Source organism: Pragia fontium (assembly GCF_900638655.1).
GTDB classification, from domain to species: domain Bacteria; phylum Pseudomonadota; class Gammaproteobacteria; order Enterobacterales; family Enterobacteriaceae; genus Pragia; species Pragia fontium.
The window spans coordinates 646,155-662,757 of the sequence record NZ_LR134531.1; the positions used below are offsets into that span (position 1 = coordinate 646,155).

Here is a 16,603-nt window from a genome sequence, read left to right on the forward strand (position 1 = left end):
GGCCGAGCAGAGGCGCTAAGGCGAGCGCCTCTGCACTCCGCGCCTTCGCCCCTGAATCCAGGCCGCCTTCGGCGACTGCCCTCCTCCTTCGTTCGGGTTAACGCACCGGCGCTGATTCGTTCCAGACGAAGCAGCGCCTCGCCCATCATCCCTGATGGGCGTGCTCCCTCACTCAGTTGTCGGCTGAATTCCAGCGCTCAATAAAAGGGCAACAAATAAAACTAACGTTTGGCACTTTCTTAACCAATTGCCATTGCATGATTTATCTCAGGTTCTTCAACCCCCTCGATAATCAAACCAGAAAGAAAATACCGGTCAAAATTAAGAACAACGGGATTAAAATACCGAATGACCACTTCATATAGCCAAAGAAGCTCGGCATCTTAATGCCGCTTTGGGTGGCGATGCTCTTCACCATAAAGTTTGGTGCATTACCAATATAGGTCAGCGCGCCCATAAACACGGAACCCATAGAGATAGCCAGTAAAGTCTGTTGAAGTGGGCCCATCAGCGTCGCTGCATCACCGGCAGCTAGGTTAAAGAACACCAGATAGGTTGGTGCATTGTCTAAGAAGCCAGATAGCGCGCCAGACAGCCAGAAATACATGGCGTTAATCGGTGCCCCTTGCGAGTCAGACACCATCGCGACTAAGCCCGCCATATGGCCTTCCTGACCGGCACGCAGTATTGCCAATACCGGGCCTATGGTAATAAAGATACCGGCAAATAATTTACCCACTTCCAGAATCGGCTCCCAGTTAAACTGGTTGGCAGAGCGAATCTGCTTCGCGGTAAACAGCATAGAGAGACCGGCGATGACCAACAGTAGAACATCGCGGCTAATATCCTGTAGCCCCATATGAACGCCGAGTAGAGTGATCTCGATACCGGGTTTCCAGAAGCCGGAGAGTAATACGCTGCCAACGATGGCTAATAGCAGAATAAAATTAAATTTACCGTATAGACGTAATTTTGAGTCAGGTGTTGGATCCCGTGGTTCAAGTTCATCTTCACGTTTGTAGTAATAGCTATCGACCAGATAGAACAGCACCAGTAATACCGCCGTACAGATAAATACCGGTAATAGCATATGCTGAGCAGTCCAGAAGAAGTCTACTCCCTTCAAAAAGCCGATAAACAGCGGTGGATCGCCGAGAGGTGTCAGGCCGCCGCCAATATTGGCCACCAGAAAGATAAAGAAAATAATGACGTGAACCCGATGTTTGCGATTATCGTTGGCGCGAATTAGCGGACGGATTAACAGCATCGCAGCGCCGGTGGTTCCCATCAGTGAGGCTAATACCGCGCCAATAGCCAACAGGGCGGTATTCAGCTTGGGTGAACCGTGCAGGTTACCTTTGACCAAAATGCCGCCTGAAACAGTAAATAGCGACAGTAATAGAATAATAAATGGGATGTATTCCGCCAGCATGGCATGGGAAACCAAACCTACGCTGAGATCCATACCAAAGGTCATGGTAAATGGAATCAGAAACAGTACCGACCAGAGTGCGGTAATTTTGCCAAAGTGATGATGCCAAATGGTTGGGATAATTAACGGGCAAAGAGCGATAGAGAGCAAAATGCCGACAAACGGAATTCCCCAAGCCAGACTAAGCGTTGAACCATCAATATCTGCGGCGAACCCAACAACCGGGGTTAAGAGGCCAAAGAAGAGACATAATAATTTTAATAATGACTGATGAGACATCAGGTTACTCCAATAGCGGATGGGGTAAGTAGACACGTTGCGGTATTTGAGCAAAAACTTAGCCTGCCTGTCAAAGAGAGTGCGGGGGTTAATCTGGTTCATTGGAGAATATACTGCGTTTGAAGTGAAGAACCATGACACATATGACTTATTTTGGCGAACGCTCTGTGAGTTTTTTGGTGATTTTAATTGATAGTAGAGACTTAACCTTGTATCTGGCGTGCCATATTCAGGCTATTTCAATGTTTTATCATGGCTCCAGAACAAGCCGGGAGCCATATTTTAGTTGTTCGGTCAGAGCCAAATGATCGTCTTTACAGGGTGCTATGGCTGCCCACTGGACGATATGAACCATCTTCCAGCATCATTAAGGTTAAATCAGCGCGCTGACTGTTGGCCAAAACTCGTTTTACATTCAAACTGTCGGAGTTTTCAAAGAAGTTTTCTGCATCAGCATGGCGCAATCCGCCCTTCATTTTGCGATTAATCAGGCGCTGCTTCAGGTTTTCAATCGGACTACCGATAAAAATGCTGTAATCACAATAATGTATTAGCTCTTGCCATCCCGGTTCTTTGAGTAATAGCCAATTACCTTCTACCACTACAATGGGAGCGGTGACCTGAATAGCATTTTGAATGGGGTCGTGCAGGTTACGATCGTAACTAGGCCAGCAGGGTTCCGGCTGATTTAACTGTTGTAAATAGTCCTTCAGCAGCCCCAGATCGTAAGTGTCCGGAGCGCCTTTTCTGGCGCGTAGATTATGTTCATCCAGATAGCTGTTATAGTGGTGAAAGCCATCCATGGGCAGTCCCTGAAGGTTCTGCAACTCGATATGCTGATGGGATAAGGTTTGCCAGAAGCAGGTCAGGGTTGATTTACCAATACCGGGAGGCGCAGTCAGAAAGACAATCAAGCGCCGTTTTTTTTGCTGTTGTAATGCGGTTAATTTGCGCAGTAGCGGCAGGTGTAGTTCGCGTATATCTTGGTCTGGAAATGAGGCGATATAGCTGAGTCCATTAACATTCAATTCCACATTCATCGACAAGCTCCTTGAATAACGCTATCAACCTGAGCGAATAGCATTATTTTTGTCATTGAATTTTTGTCATTAAAACATGATTAATCCTGACTGTTTTGCTGGTTATCTTGCTGCTTGCGTAGCGCGGCAGCTTTGTCACGCTGGCGCTTTTGCCAGAAGATAACGATGCCAACGGCGACTGCAATGCCGATAATTTGAGGTAAGCTGATGCCACCCATAGCGATATTCCTTAATTGTTGGGTTTCAGGCCACCGTTTGTCAGTGGCCTGAAGATTAGTGTTAGCGTCGGTAATTCTTCTGTGCGGTATTCACTTTATACAGATAGTTACGCGATTCTGCCGACGGATGTTTAGTGGTCAAGGTTTGGTACACATCCCCCGGCGACATACGGTTAATCACATCCGGCGCTTTATTACGATCGCTGGAGAACACCTTTAATACGCTGCCCGCACCGCCGTTATAGGCGGTAATAACCGCATAACGACGTGAGGTTGGATTAGTAATGGCGCCCAAATAGTTGTTCTGCAAAATAGCCAGATAAGCGGTACCGGTGTCGATATTGCTTTCTGGGTCGAACAGATAATTACGGCTTGGGTTGCCTGATTTACCCTGCATTTTAAAGACGTCTTGACCAGCGGTATGCTGTACTACCTGCATCAGACCCAGCGCATCTGAACGGCTGACGGCGTATGGGTTAAAGCTGGATTCGGTTTGCATAATCGCCAAAATCAGTGATTCTTCCACTTTGTATTTTTGCGATGCTTTACGTACATAAGACAGATACTTATGCGCACGCTTATCCAAGTGGTTTGGCACCAGTGGGATATTCACCGACCAGATCACCCGGAGGCCAACGGTGCGTTTTTGCAGTTTGGTCTGTAACAGATAATCGGCAAAGTGGGAGGCACGCCATTGCCAGCGAATGGTATTCCCGTCCTGATCTAACACCTGACCGTACAGAAACGGTTCTTTACTGATTTGGATGTCGTTTACGTCAGAGTAGAGGTCGGTAGTTTGTGGATCTTCACCCATCAACAGGGTGGCAATAATCGTTTGGCGCAGACTCCCAACAGGATCTTCCGGAGACAGCGTTTCCACGGTAATCGTACCGGCATCAAAGTTGATATGGCTGCGAGTGCGGTACTGATCGGTGTATTTCACATAGTCTTTTGGACCGGCGATCAGGACTTCACTCATGCCCCAGATATTCTCTACGTTGTGGGCAAACTGCCCCATCAGAATATCGAAGGCATTGGTATCTTTAATATATTGGTCGGTGTTAACCTTGGGTTTCTTACCACCGCAGGAAAACAGTAAAGGCGTTACCAGCAGTAACGCACAGATTTTTTTAAAGTTAATGATCATTTTTCTGATGGTGCACTATTTAAAAATAAAGATTATTGGCTAGGTGGCGTATATCCATCAATTTGGACGTCTTTGCCTTCGAACAGAAAATTGGTCATCTCTTGTTCAAGGAGCTTGCGATGCTCCGGATCCATCATATTCAATTTTTTCTCATTGATAAGCATAGTCTGTTTTGTCATCCACTGTGACCATGCTTCTTTAGATATTTCATTGAAAATGCGTTTGCCTAGGTCACCGGGATAAAGCTGGAAGTCTTGCCCTTCGGCTTCTTTTTGCAGGTAACGACAGAAAATGGTTCTGCTCATGCTTAATCCTCGTGTTCATTTCTAAGCTGATTGAGTAATCGTTCAACGGGCGTTGCCAAACCAACGGAGGGTGGCTGCGCCAGGTTATACCAGAGGCCGTTGGGTTGATCCAAACAGCGCTTATCCGGGATAGTGTCGAGTAACATCGGGATAATATCCAGATGGAAGTGGCTAAACGTATGACGAAAAGCGATTTGCTGCTTTAAATTTTTAGCCGACATGCCGCGCTGTTCCAGCCATTGCGACATGGTAGCCTCATCACTGAATTGTGGAAAACAGTAAAGGCCGCCCCAGAGTCCGACATCCGGTCGTTGTTCCAGCCAGACTTTATCATTGTTCTTGAGTAACAGGAACCACGCGTTTCTTTCTGGGATTTGCTGTTTCGGTTTTTTACCCGGATAAGCTGACCAGCTTTGGTTGGCATAGGCAATACAGCCGTTGTTTAACGGGCAGAGCTCGCATTTCGGCTTGGAACGAGTACAGACCATTGCGCCTAAGTCCATCATCGCCTGATTAAACTGGGCAACGCCTTGGGCTGGTGTGACTTCGCTACTGAGATCCCACAGGCGTTTTTCAACCTCTTTTTTACCCGGCCAGCCTTCAACGGCATAATAGCGAGCAATGACCCGTTTTACGTTACCGTCAAGAATAGGGTAGTGCTGATTAAGGGATAGCGAGAGGATAGCACCGGCGGTAGAACGCCCAATACCCGGTAGGTCGAAAACCGTGTCGAAATCTGTGGGGAAAATACCGCCATGTTCTTGAGCGATTTTTTTTGCAGCTTTATGCAGGTTACGTGCTCTGGCGTAATAGCCTAGTCCTGTCCAGAGATGTAACACCTCATCGGTTGGCGCAGCGGCCAGCGAATTGATATCGGGAAATTTAGCAATAAAACGCTGAAAATAGGGAATAACGGTAGCAACTTGAGTTTGTTGCAACATCACCTCGGATAACCAGACATGATACGGCGTTTTTTCAATTTGCCAGGGAAGGGTTTTTCGACCGTATTGTTGGTACCAGTTCAAAACTGCCTGTGCAAATGGTTTCGCTTGCATCATATAAGTGTGATGTTTCCCGGATAGAAAATAATATGGGGGTGATTCCAGCACAGACGACCGCCAGAGTAAACCGTAACTTGAGATAATGATTTATCTTTACCTGATTAGAGTAATAAATAGTGAGCTTAGAGTGATTGCTCATCAGGGATTGTTTAAGGATTTGTCCAATATAAGGTATTATGCCGGTTTGAATTTGTATACCCGTCATACTTCACGTTGCAGGGGACTCTTGGCCGTCTGACTGCTACTTGAATTATTTGGGCTATATAGTGCGTAATTAACTGCGATCGACATAAAACAGAATTTCTATGATTAATGATGTGATTTCTCCCGAGTTTGATGAGAATGGGCGTGCATTACGCCGCGTTCGGAGCTTTGTTCGCCGTCAAGGGCGGTTAACCAAAGGGCAGCAGTTTGCTCTGGATAACTACTGGCCGGTAATGGGGGTTGAATTTCAACCAGAACCGTTGGATTTATCGGCATTATTTGGTCGTAGCGCTCCAATTACGTTGGAAATTGGCTTCGGTATGGGGATGTCGTTGGTCAAAATGGCTGAGGATAATCCGACTCAGGATTTTCTGGGGATTGAAGTGCATAGCCCCGGTGTTGGTGCTTGTCTGTCATCGGCTCACGAAGCTGATGTGGCGAATTTACGGGTGATGTGTCACGATGCGGTGGAAGTGTTGGACAAGATGATCCCCGATGCTTCTCTGGATATGGTTCAGCTATTTTTCCCCGATCCATGGCATAAAGCGCGCCATCATAAGCGCCGTATCCTGCAAACTCCGTTCGCGATGGAGATTCTGAAAAAATTGAAAGTGGGTGGCGTTTTCCATATGGCCACCGACTGGGAAAATTATGCCGAGCATATGTTAGAGGTGATGAACGCGATTTCCGCGTATCGTAACCTGTCTGTTGATGGTACTTATGTGCCGCGTCCTGATTCTCGTCCGCTCACCAAGTTTGAGCTGCGCGGTCAACGTTTGGGGCATGGTGTTTGGGATTTGATGTTTGAGAGGATTGAATAATGGCACACCAACGTAGTCGTCGTTTACGTAAAAAAATGCGGATTGATGAGTTTCAGGAAATTGGATTTTTAGTTAATTGGGCGTTTCCTGAAGGAACGCCGGTTGAGAAAATTGATGAAACGATCGATCGCTTTATCGATGAAGTCTTTGAGACTCATGGGCTGTCCTTTGAAGGCGGTGGTTACCTACAGTGGGATGGTTTGGTTTGCCTACAAAAAATAGGTAAATGTACTGAAGAACATCGCGGTATTGTGAGTAACTGGCTGGAAGATAAAGGCATGCTGAATGTAAAAGTCAGCGAGCTGATGGATATTAATTATTACGACGAATAATTTTTGATCTTGACCTTTAAACTTAGCGTACGAATGTTGCCTCAGTTTAGACGAAGATAGCATGAGCAGCATGGATGCTGTGAAAGGCCTAGCGCCGTCTGGAACGGCGCTAGGCCGGTACGTTAAGCCTTCGTCTGGACTGAGGTTGCCGGCGCGTAGCGCCGGTCAACAGTCGTCAGCGCAAGGCGGGGGTTGTAAAGGGTGTTCGCCGTTAACACCCCTTACTCGCCGCTACACAGGTGTTGATTTAGTCTCAATATTGTTAGCGGACGAAATCTACAATTAAGCTAATTTAATCACCAATCAGTTCTTTTCATTGTCTGCAATTCATATTGAACGCCCACCTGACATTACTGTCTATACTCAGGTGCGTTCAGCGAAGGCGAAGGCCGAAGACGGTCAATAGAACCATTTCGCGTCAATTATTGAGGAATAGTTATGTTACGAAAAACCGGCGCAGCGTTGTTGCTGTTGATGGCTTGTCAGGCTCAAGCGGCTTATCAGTGTAATGTTAAACCGCAGGATGACGTTTTTATTAATCAGCAAACGGTTAAAGTTGTCGGCGCCAGCGGAGAATTGGTGATCGCTAAAAATGGTGATGTTACCCGTAATGGCAAAGCGTTAGCGCTTTCTGATGCCGCGCGTAACCAGGCCGTGACTTATCAACAAAGTTTACGCGGTGATTTGCCTTATATTAATGATGGTGTTCGCTCCCGTTTGAAGACGGCTCAGGGCGCGCTTGACGGTATTATTGTTAAACAGCTGGGTACGGAAAGTAATGTCCGTAAGCGTTTGGTTACGCTGTCTTCCGATCTGACCAAAGAAATGGAAAAAGTGCTGGAGCCGCGCGCCGAAGGCATCGCGTTCCATCATCAGGCCGTTGCTCAGGTGGAAACTAATGGCCGTACTATTCTGCAAAATACATTAGGTGGCGTGCTTCAGGACAGTATTAATGAACTGGGCATACAACAGGTGGCTAAAGCAGGAAAATCCAGTAATCCATTACAGGCAGTTTTAGGCAGTTTAGGCGGCTTACAGCAGCAGATTCAGGACGAATGGAAGAAGCAGGAAAAAGATTTTGACCAGTTTGGTAAAGAAGCCTGTGGTCGAGTCGTTAAACTGGAACAGCAGCGTGTTGATTTATTAAGAGTATTACCTCAGTAAGTTTGTCGGGATGACGGTATTAATATGGTGATATGTTTTTATCGGTCGCCTTTCCGTCATTCCGGTGAAAACCGGAATCTAGCTTAATCGCAGCGCTTGGCTTTAGGGTGAGATGATTCGTTTCACTCACCCTTCGAGCTATTTACTATGTGAATGTTTGCTTCGCCTATGGTTACGCGTTCCAGCTTTTGCACGGATGACAGTAACATTAGGCTACAAAAATAACTCCAACAGCGAGTTCAGAAATAATTTCCCTTTCTCGGTAATTTGCCACTCTTCAGCGGTTTCTGTCAGGTAACCTTGTTCCAGCGCGCTATCGATCTTGTCGCGGATAAGGCTTTCATCTAAACCCGTGAAGTTAACAAAATCAGCCCTGGGTGTGGCTTCAAGCAGGCGGAAGCGGTTCATAAAGAACTCAAAAGGGCGCTCATCTGTTTCAACGTTATGTTGCTTATCTAAATAATTACCGGTCATGTAACCGCGCGGATGTCGGGTTTTAACCGTTCTTAGAATGCGTCCGTCAGTAAAGCTTAACTTGCCGTGGGCACCGCAACCGATCCCCAGATAATCGCCGAAACGCCAGTAGTTCAGGTTATGTTGACATTGATAACCCGGCTTAGCGTAGGCCGAAGTTTCATACTGTTGATATCCTGCGGCACTCAGTAACTGGTGACCATGCTGGTAGATATCCCATAAAGCATCATCATCCGGCAGTACCGGCGGGCGAGAGCCAAACAGGGTATTGGGCTCAATGGTGAGTTGATACCATGAAAGATGAGGCGGGTTTAGTTCAATGGCCTGACGCAGATCGTCAAGAGCCTGCTCCAGCGTCTGATCCGGTAAACCATGCATTAGATCGAGATTAAAACTGCGTAATCCCAACTCTTGCGCTAACCGAGCGGCGCGTTTAGCTTCCTGCGGGCCGTGTATACGCCCCAGACGCTCAAGCTTAGCCTGATTGAAGCTCTGTACCCCAATTGAGATGCGGTTAACCCCGGCCTGCTGATAAGCGTTAAAGCGATCGGCTTCAACGGTGCCCGGATTGGCTTCCATGGTGATTTCTGCCTGCGCATCTACCGGTAGTCGCTCGCGTACACCGTCCAGCAGTTTCTGCATTGCTTCAGCGCTGAGCAAACTTGGTGTGCCACCGCCGATAAAAATGGTACTGATGGAGCGACCACTGGTGAGTTGGATATCGTTATCCAAATCGTTCAGCAAATGATTTACATAATCACTATCCGGTACTTCACCCTTCAATGCGTGAGAATTAAAGTCACAGTACGGGCATTTCTGCACGCACCAAGGGATGTGGATATAGAGGCTTAACGGTGGCAGCTTAAGCATTGCGTAGCGTATCCAGTAACATACTCAGAGCCTGACCTCGGTGGGATATTTTGCTTTTATGCTCACGGCTTAATTCTGCGGCAGTGCATTCCAACTCTGGCAGGTAGAATACCGGGTCATAACCGAACCCGCCGTCGCCGCTTGGCTCAAACAGGACCTCTCCAGGCCAACTGGCGTGAAAGACCAGTGGGATTGGGTCGTTAGCGTGGCGCATATAAACCAGTACGCAGTGGAACTGGGCTTGGCGTTGGTCAGCCGGGACATCTTTTAACGTTTCCAGCAGTTTTTCCAGATTAGCTTTATCGCTGGCATCTAAGCCGGCATAGCGGGCAGAGTAAATACCGGGAGCGCCGCCTAAGGCATCTACCGCAATGCCCGAATCATCAGCAATAGCCGGTAAGCCGGTAACCTGAGCGGCGTGGCGGGCTTTGATAATGGCATTTTCTATAAAGGTTAATCCGGTTTCTTCGGCGGAATCAACGCCAAGATCGGTCTGGGCAATCACCTCAAAACCAAAATCGCCTAAAAGATTTGCCAGTTCGCGAACTTTACCGGGATTACCGGTTGCCAGAACGAGTTTCTGCATAGTGGAGTCCACCTTTATTGAGACCTTTATCGAGAGTTGAGCTGAGGATGATACTAAATGCTCAGACTTACTGCTGATGCATTCACTTTTAATGCCGCATAGCATAACTCAAACATAGGCTGGCTGATGAGTGAAAATGGTATAAAGTGACTTTTTTATTGCACAGGTATGGGGGACAATCAATATGATGGCTTAATTGAGTTATTTCATCATATTGATTTATATTAAAAATAATACTATTGGTATATTTTTCCAAACTCTAACGTGTTGTTCCAAATGTGTTATAATCTGACGGTATAATGGTCATATTAGTGATTGAAAATATAAATGAAAAACAACAAGCGACTGTTGAAATTATTTAAATGGTTGACGGCTATTTTCATCGTCGCTGTAGTTATTTTAGCGGCTTGGTGGGGATGGGTTCGCAGTCATTCAGATAGCTTGTGGAAAATCATCAGCCAGCAGTGCATTCCTCAGCAGCAAATGAAGCAATCTCAGGTTTCTTCTTGTATGGATGTGATCCTGACGCCGGATGTCGCCAAAGGATACGTTATTTTCAAGGATCGAAATGGCCCTTTGCATTTTTTGTTAATTCCGGCCACTAAAGTTAGCGGTATTGAAGATAAACGTTTACTGCAACCTGATACGACTGACTATTTCAGTAAGGCTTGGGATTCTCGGGACTACCTTGCTCGACAAGCGGGTCAACCGATACCGCGTAATATGGTGGCTTTGACGATTAATTCGGCCTATGGGCGTAGTCAGGAACAGCTCCATATTCATATCTCTTGCATTAAACCAGAGATTAAAGCGCTGTTGGATAACCAAATGGATAAGTTCAGCGAAAAGTGGACCAAGGTGGAGTATGGCATTAACAATCATGATTATATCGCCCGTACGTTAACGGAACTTCAATTCCGGCAGATGAGCCTGTTTCAACGGTTGGCTGCTGAGGTACCCGATGCGGCAGAGAATATGGCTAAATACGGTATTGCGCTGGTGCCCTTTACCAATAAAGCCAATACGTCGATGTATTTAATGCTGGCAAACCGGCTGGATATATTGGGGCTGAATCTAGGTTATACCGGAGATATTCAGGACTATCATTGTGATTTACTGAAGACATCACAGATATTTTAATTTAATCGGTGAAACGGTCTGGGTAATCACCTTATTTTAGGCTGGATACTCGTTCTGGAGCCGATGCGCTCTGTCGCTGAAGTGAATACCTAACAAAACTCGGTAGTGATATGTCTTCCGTATCGATGAGCATGTACTTAAATGCTGATGTGAAGATCGCTGCTACTCGTGGGAAGACGGCAGTAAATTCTGTATTTCTGGTGGGATTTGTTGGGGATGATTGATTTTCACCTGCTTATGCCTACCGAGCTCACCTTTCTCAATATCCACCATGCCTTTAGCGACCCGGAACTGCTTAGCCAGAAACTTGATAAGATGGGCGTTAGCCTGACCGTCAACCGGTGGAGCGGTGATGGCGACTTTTAACTCTTCACCGTGTAAACCAACAATTTGATCGCGGCTGGCCTTAGGCTGAATATAAAGCCGGAGCACAATGGCATCCGGCTGTTGTTCAACTGCGCTCATTATAAGATCAGCGCCAGAATATCGGACTTCAGATAGTTTAATCCGTACAGGACCATAATCAGGATCATCGGTGACAGATCGATACCACCCATTGACGGCAGTAAGCGGCGAATTGGATATAACAAGGGTTCGGTTAACTGAATGAGTAACTGATCCACCGGATTACGTCCCTGGCTGATCCAGCTCATCAACGCACGAATAATAATCACCCAGAATACCAATTTTCCTGCCATGGTTAGTAATTCCAGCAGTGACAGCGGCAAATAAACCGGGAAGAACAATAACACTTGATTGAGTATCCATAAGCCAAGTACATACTTCAGCAGGATCAGGATATAGGCGATCAGGACTGAAGCGGTATCAATAGGGCCAATGGATGGAATCACTCGGCGTAGTGGACCCACTATCGGTTGGGTGATTTTCACAACAAACTGTGAGAATGGGTTATAAAAATCGGCTTTTGCCCATTGCATCCAGACTCGTAGCAGCAGTACTGACACATAAAGATCGAGCACAGTCACAATAAGATAAGATAAAAAACTCATATTTAACCCTTTGGCTATGTCTGATTGAGTCACTCAACCAGCTCTGAATCTGATAAATGGTACAGCGCTATATTTGGTGGCTAGCATATAGTAATTCAAGGAAAAATGGCAATGAACCCGCGAATTCATTGCCTGAGCGCATATTAAAGGGATTTTTCCATTTCAACGGCGCGTTTGCTGGCAGCCTGCATCGCGGAGGCGACGATTTCAGGCAGGCCATTTTCGTTGAATACCCGTAATGCTTCTGCGGTTGTCCCTCCTTTGGAAGTCACCTGCTGACGTAGCGTAGCAATATCTAACTGGGGATTGTTGACTACCATTTGCGCTGCTCCTAAGGCGGTTTGTTGAACTAACAACCGCGCTTGCTCAGAGGTAAAGCCCAGACGCTCTGCTTCTTGTTGCATGGATTCCATAAACAGGAAGAAGTAGGCTGGCGCACTGCCGGCGGCGGCGATAATGTTGTTTATGCCGCTTTCCTGTTCCACCCAGCAGATTTCCCCCACGGATTGCATCAGTTGTTCTGTGAACTGACGATCCGGCATGGAAACCTGAGCCGGTGCGTACAGGCCACTCATTCCTAAACCGATCAGGGAAGGTGTATTAGGCATGATGCGGATAAGATCGACTTTACCGAGGAGTTGATAGAAGCGTTCTACGCTGATGCCGGCGGCGATGGACAAAATAAGCTTGCCATTTAGATCCACCTGTTGATGAATTTGCTCACAGACTTCCGCCATCATTTGCGGCTTTACCGCTAATACCACTACATCGGCCTGACGAACGCTGGCGATATTGTCGTTACTGCAGTTGATGCCGTATTGGTTATGCAGCGGGCCATCCTGCTTCATGGAAGGGGATGTCGCGGTAATCAACTGAGCAGGATAACCGTTGTTGACTAAACCGGAGATAATCGCTTTGGCCATATTGCCAGCACCAATAAACGCAATGTTACGATGTTGCATGATAAGTCTCTCTTTATTCGTTTTCACACGGATAACCAATGAATCATTCCCGCGAATTAAGCGTAATCACGTGCACCGAAAATAGCGGTGCCAATGCGCACCATGGTGCTACCGGCTCGAATGGCATTAGCCATATCATCGGTCATGCCCATCGATAAGGTATCTATTTGTGGGTGCTCGGACTTCAACTGGTTAAATGCTTGGGTCATTTGCTGAAATACCGCCAATTGATGCGCAGGATCCGGTTCAGGTGCCGGAATAGTCATTAATCCTCTAAATACCAGATTAGGTAACTGGCTAATTTGCTGTGCCAGTTGAGAAAGTTCTGTTAGCGAAATGCCGGACTTGCTTTGTTCATCGCTGATATTAATTTGAATCAGCACGTTTAATGGCGGCATATCAGCCGGTCGCTGTTCGTTTAACCGATGAGCGATTTTTTCCCGATCCAGAGTATGCATCCAATGGAAGTGTTCGGCGACTAAACGGCTTTTATTTGATTGTAAAGGGCCGATAAAGTGCCATTCCAACTGGTTGGCAAAAGGTGTGGTATTGAAATGCGCAATTTTATCGACGCCTTCCTGTACATAGTTTTCGCCAAATTGTCGTTGTCCGGCGTCAATCGCTTCCTGAATCGCCGCTACAGGTTTGGTTTTGCTAACTGCAAGTAGCTGAACTTCTTCTGGAGAACGATCGCATTGTTGTGCTGCGACGGCAATTTTCTGCCTAACCGCGGCAAGATTCTGTTGGATAGTCGTCATAAGTCTATTCAGGGAACCCGTTTATGAATCTATGTGAATTAATTGCCTATAGTGTAAAGCAAAATGCCTCCGATCTGCATCTTTCCGCCGGGCATTTAGCCGTATTGAGAGTAAATGGTGATTTACAACATTGTGGCGCTAGTTTGTTGCCGAATGAATCGTTGTCAGAGCAGCTTTTGGCGATGTTGAATGACGAACAGCGGCAGATATTCCAACAAGATGGTCAACTGGATTGCGCTATGGTGGTGAATGGCACGCGTTTAAGGGCGAATATTTTCAGCCAGCGGTCTGGGATATCCGCCGCCTTGCGTTTTATCCGTTCGGAAATTCCAAGACCTGAAGCGCTACGAATACCCCCGGCGTTAATTGAGCTGTTGAGCCGTCGTCATGGTTTGATTATTGTGGCCGGGGCGACGGGAAGTGGGAAATCGACGTCGCTGGCGGCATTAATTGCTGAGATCAATCACCACCAATCTCGCCATATTATTACGTTGGAGGATCCCATTGAGTTTATTCACCATAGTGTGCAAAGCCTGATTCAACAGCGAGAGATAGGGATTCACGTTAATTCATTCTCTCTGGGGCTGCATGCGGCGTTGCGTCAGGATCCAGATATTATCTTGCTCGGTGAACTGCGTGATGCCGAAGTCATACGGTTGGCGTTAACGGCGACGGAAACCGGGCATCTGGTATTTGCCACGTTGCATACCGGCTCAGCAATACAGTCCGTTGAGCGAATCCTGGATGTATTTCCGGCGGAAGAGAAACAGTTTGTTGCCAGCCAACTGGCCGCCAGCTTGCGCGCGGTTGTTTGCCAGCAGCTTCTTCCTTGCCGTCAGGGAGGGCGAGTTGCCGCATTCGAAGTTCTGATAAATACGCCAGCGGTCAGCAATATGATTCGCGAGGGAAAAGGTCACCAACTACAAACGTTATTGCAGACCGGAATGGCTACAGGTATGCAAACTATGGAACAAAATCGAGCTAAGTTGGTATCTGAAGGCGTTATTGAGGGGTAGCTGACTTTATTCCAGAAACGGTTTTGTTATTATGCTGAAATGTGCTGAACTATTTATTGTTTTATGGGTAGGCGCCATTCATAGCAAGGTAATAAAAAGGAATATTAAGCAGTGAAAGCATTACGTTGGGTTGTAGCATTAATTCTGTTGGCGGGCATTGGCGGTGGTGGGTATTGGTATTATAACAATACATTACCGACCTATGGTTCTGAAGGCACGTTTGAAATTACCGTTGGTTTACTGGAGCCAAAAACAAATCAGCCAATGGCGAATACACCTTTTTATCTAGTGGTCATTAAAGAGGGTGAAGTCGATCCGGCGTTTCAAAAACCGCTGTTTGGCAAGACCGATGCCCAGGGGCGTGCGGCAAAAATTGTTAGCAGAACCCAGTTAAACGCCAACGATTATGTGTTGGTAGAGAAGGTCGGGCAAGGGGAGTACGGTAAGTACTTTGCTTTACTGGGGGCAGGAAACTCAATTCCTTTGCCAAATACCGATTACGTGATTACCGGCTGCGGCGAGATACCTGAATATAAAGGCACCTCTAATCGTCAGGGATATACCGTGTATTATTCTGCGACTCAGGCCTGTAACATTAAGTTGAGCATTGATTGGGGTGGTACGCTGGATAACCTATTGAAGTAATAGGGAGTTAGCCTAACTGCTGTTCAAACCAGCTTTCTAAAATAATGACGGCGGAAGCGGCATCTACGCTTCCTTTGTTTAAGGCTCTGAAGCCTCCGCGATCGAAGAGATCGGCTTTCGCTTCCACGGTACTTAGCCGTTCATCATGTAAGGCTATTTGTACGCCGAAACGCCCGTGAATGCGGTTGGCAAATTTTCTGGCCTGTGCGGTAACGGGTTGCTCGGTGCCATCCATATTTAACGGCAGTCCTACCACAACTAAATCCGGCAGCCACTCTTTCAGCAGTTTTTCAATTTGCTGCCAGTCAGGAACGCCCTCTTTAGCTTTGAATGAGGTAAGCGGTCTGGCGGTGCCAGTGATCTCCTGACCAATTGCTACGCCAATACTTTTAGTGCCAAAATCAAATCCTAAAACCGTGCGATTAGCCATTATGCATGACCTACATGTCGAGCAATGGTGTGGATATTGACGCCCAGCTTGCCTGCTGCGGCCTGCCAGCGTTGCTCGATAGGGGTGTGAAACAGGATATTGCTATCGGCTTCCACCGTCAGCCAGCTATTTTGCAGTAATTCTCGCTCTAGCTGGCCAGCTTCCCAACCTGAATAGCCCAAGGCGACTAATGCCTCCGGTGGTTGAGAGGCGGTTCCCAACGTTTCCAGCACGTCTTTAGAAGAGGTGATCATGACATCATCAGAAATTTGAATGCTGGATGAGAATTTTTGCATCGGGGTATGAAGAATAAACCCTCGGTCATCGGCCAGCGGCCCACCATCCAGTACCGGACTGTTGAGATGAAGATTCGAGGTTCTTGGTATCGGATCGATGTCTAACTTGGCCAGAATTTCCTGTACTATCAGATGCCCCAGAGGTTTGTTAATTACCAGCCCCATGGCACCATTTTTATTGTGTTCACAAATATACACCACAGAATGGCTGAAGTTGGGATCTTCCAGAGTAGGCATAGCAATAAGAAAATGATGCTGTAAGTTCATCGTGTTAAACCACCGACTAAATAAAAAAAAGGGATGAACACAGCCATCCTGTGAGAATTATAACAAATTTAGAGGTTCGATGTTGCTCAGAATGAATGATTTTGGCGCTAAAAATCGACTCTGGATCTCGAAATTCAGAAACCAGA

20 protein-coding genes are annotated in these 16,603 nt (G+C 46.8%); 6 read left to right on the plus strand and 14 right to left on the minus strand.

Features of this window, described 5'->3' with window-relative positions:
* Positions 1-292: 292 nt before the first annotated feature.
* The 6 genes from EL341_RS02570 to mutY form a co-directional block, all read right to left on the minus strand.
* Complete coding sequence (locus EL341_RS02570; RefSeq protein WP_047779914.1) at positions 293-1,711, minus strand: sodium:proton antiporter; 1,419 nt, start codon at positions 1,709-1,711, stop codon at positions 293-295.
* Between the two features lie 314 nt (positions 1,712-2,025).
* On the minus strand, positions 2,026-2,751 hold the full coding sequence (locus EL341_RS02575; RefSeq protein WP_126466938.1) for a nucleoside/nucleotide kinase family protein: 726 nt from the start codon (positions 2,749-2,751) through the stop codon (positions 2,026-2,028).
* An 80-nt stretch (positions 2,752-2,831) separates the two neighbouring features.
* Positions 2,832-2,969 carry a hypothetical protein gene (locus EL341_RS17555; RefSeq protein WP_158487412.1) on the minus strand — a complete coding sequence of 46 codons (138 nt, stop codon included), beginning with the start codon at positions 2,967-2,969 and terminating at the stop codon, positions 2,832-2,834.
* A gap of 61 nt (positions 2,970-3,030) precedes the next feature.
* A complete protein-coding gene (gene mltC / locus EL341_RS02580) occupies positions 3,031-4,116 on the minus strand; it encodes a membrane-bound lytic murein transglycosylase MltC (RefSeq protein WP_047779916.1) in 1,086 nt (361 codons plus the stop codon).
* A 32-nt stretch (positions 4,117-4,148) separates the two neighbouring features.
* Entirely contained in the window at positions 4,149-4,421 is a 273-nt protein-coding gene (locus EL341_RS02585; protein ID WP_047779917.1) for an oxidative damage protection protein, read from the minus strand.
* 2 nt (positions 4,422-4,423) lie between these two features.
* Positions 4,424-5,479, minus strand: a complete 1,056-nt coding sequence (mutY, locus tag EL341_RS02590) for an A/G-specific adenine glycosylase (protein ID WP_164720432.1) — start codon at positions 5,477-5,479, stop codon at positions 4,424-4,426.
* 308 nt (positions 5,480-5,787) lie between these two features.
* On the opposite strand from mutY, the gene trmB reads away from it, so the two are divergent.
* From trmB to EL341_RS02605, 3 genes are all read left to right on the plus strand, one after another.
* Positions 5,788-6,507 (plus strand): tRNA (guanosine(46)-N7)-methyltransferase TrmB, encoded by a 720-nt coding sequence (trmB, locus tag EL341_RS02595; protein WP_047779919.1) that lies wholly within the window; start codon positions 5,788-5,790, stop codon positions 6,505-6,507.
* Positions 6,507-6,839, plus strand: a complete 333-nt coding sequence (locus tag EL341_RS02600; RefSeq protein WP_047779920.1) for a YggL family protein — start codon at positions 6,507-6,509, stop codon at positions 6,837-6,839. Before trmB ends, EL341_RS02600 begins: the two co-directional genes overlap by 1 nt.
* Positions 6,840-7,277: 438 nt before the next feature.
* Positions 7,278-8,003, plus strand: coding sequence for a DUF2884 family protein (locus tag EL341_RS02605; protein WP_047779921.1), 726 nt, complete (start codon positions 7,278-7,280; stop codon positions 8,001-8,003).
* A 213-nt stretch (positions 8,004-8,216) separates the two neighbouring features.
* On the opposite strand, the gene hemW is transcribed toward EL341_RS02605, so the two are convergent.
* On the minus strand, positions 8,217-9,347 hold the full coding sequence (gene hemW / locus EL341_RS02610) for a radical SAM family heme chaperone HemW (protein ID WP_114986196.1): 1,131 nt from the start codon (positions 9,345-9,347) through the stop codon (positions 8,217-8,219).
* On the minus strand, positions 9,340-9,933 hold the full coding sequence (locus tag EL341_RS02615) for an XTP/dITP diphosphatase (RefSeq protein ID WP_047779923.1): 594 nt from the start codon (positions 9,931-9,933) through the stop codon (positions 9,340-9,342). The genes hemW and EL341_RS02615 overlap by 8 nt, the downstream gene beginning before the upstream one ends.
* A gap of 327 nt (positions 9,934-10,260) precedes the next feature.
* Between EL341_RS02615 and EL341_RS02620 the strand changes: the two genes are divergently transcribed.
* On the plus strand, positions 10,261-11,073 hold the full coding sequence (locus EL341_RS02620; protein ID WP_074820348.1) for a CDP-diacylglycerol diphosphatase: 813 nt from the start codon (positions 10,261-10,263) through the stop codon (positions 11,071-11,073).
* Positions 11,074-11,235: 162 nt separating this feature from the next.
* Here EL341_RS02620 and yggU read toward each other — a convergent pair whose 3' ends face one another.
* The 4 genes from yggU to EL341_RS02640 form a co-directional block, all read right to left on the minus strand.
* Positions 11,236-11,538 carry a DUF167 family protein YggU gene (gene yggU / locus EL341_RS02625; protein WP_047779925.1) on the minus strand — a complete coding sequence of 101 codons (303 nt, stop codon included), beginning with the start codon at positions 11,536-11,538 and terminating at the stop codon, positions 11,236-11,238.
* Positions 11,538-12,083 (minus strand): YggT family protein, encoded by a 546-nt coding sequence (locus EL341_RS02630; RefSeq protein ID WP_074820345.1) that lies wholly within the window; start codon positions 12,081-12,083, stop codon positions 11,538-11,540. The genes yggU and EL341_RS02630 overlap by 1 nt, the downstream gene beginning before the upstream one ends.
* Before the next feature lie 143 nt (positions 12,084-12,226).
* Positions 12,227-13,045 (minus strand): pyrroline-5-carboxylate reductase, encoded by an 819-nt coding sequence (gene proC / locus EL341_RS02635; protein ID WP_047779927.1) that lies wholly within the window; start codon positions 13,043-13,045, stop codon positions 12,227-12,229.
* Between the two features lie 56 nt (positions 13,046-13,101).
* Positions 13,102-13,803, minus strand: coding sequence for a YggS family pyridoxal phosphate-dependent enzyme (locus EL341_RS02640; protein ID WP_126466941.1), 702 nt, complete (start codon positions 13,801-13,803; stop codon positions 13,102-13,104).
* Between the two features lie 23 nt (positions 13,804-13,826).
* On the opposite strand from EL341_RS02640, the gene EL341_RS02645 reads away from it, so the two are divergent.
* Both EL341_RS02645 and EL341_RS02650 read left to right on the plus strand, forming a co-directional pair.
* The gene (locus EL341_RS02645) at positions 13,827-14,819 is read left to right on the plus strand and encodes a type IV pilus twitching motility protein PilT (protein WP_074820341.1); all 993 of its coding nucleotides are present in this window, start codon (positions 13,827-13,829) and stop codon (positions 14,817-14,819) included.
* A gap of 111 nt (positions 14,820-14,930) precedes the next feature.
* On the plus strand, positions 14,931-15,464 hold the full coding sequence (locus EL341_RS02650) for a hypothetical protein (protein WP_074820339.1): 534 nt from the start codon (positions 14,931-14,933) through the stop codon (positions 15,462-15,464).
* Positions 15,465-15,471: 7 nt separating this feature from the next.
* Here EL341_RS02650 and ruvX read toward each other — a convergent pair whose 3' ends face one another.
* Together ruvX and EL341_RS02660 are read right to left on the minus strand one after the other, a co-directional pair.
* Positions 15,472-15,894: a Holliday junction resolvase RuvX gene (gene ruvX, locus EL341_RS02655; protein ID WP_047779931.1), complete on the minus strand. Its 423-nt coding sequence runs from the start codon at positions 15,892-15,894 to the stop codon at positions 15,472-15,474.
* A complete protein-coding gene (locus EL341_RS02660) occupies positions 15,894-16,457 on the minus strand; it encodes a YqgE/AlgH family protein (RefSeq protein ID WP_047779932.1) in 564 nt (187 codons plus the stop codon). The genes ruvX and EL341_RS02660 overlap by 1 nt, the downstream gene beginning before the upstream one ends.
* Positions 16,458-16,603: the final 146 nt, after the last annotated feature.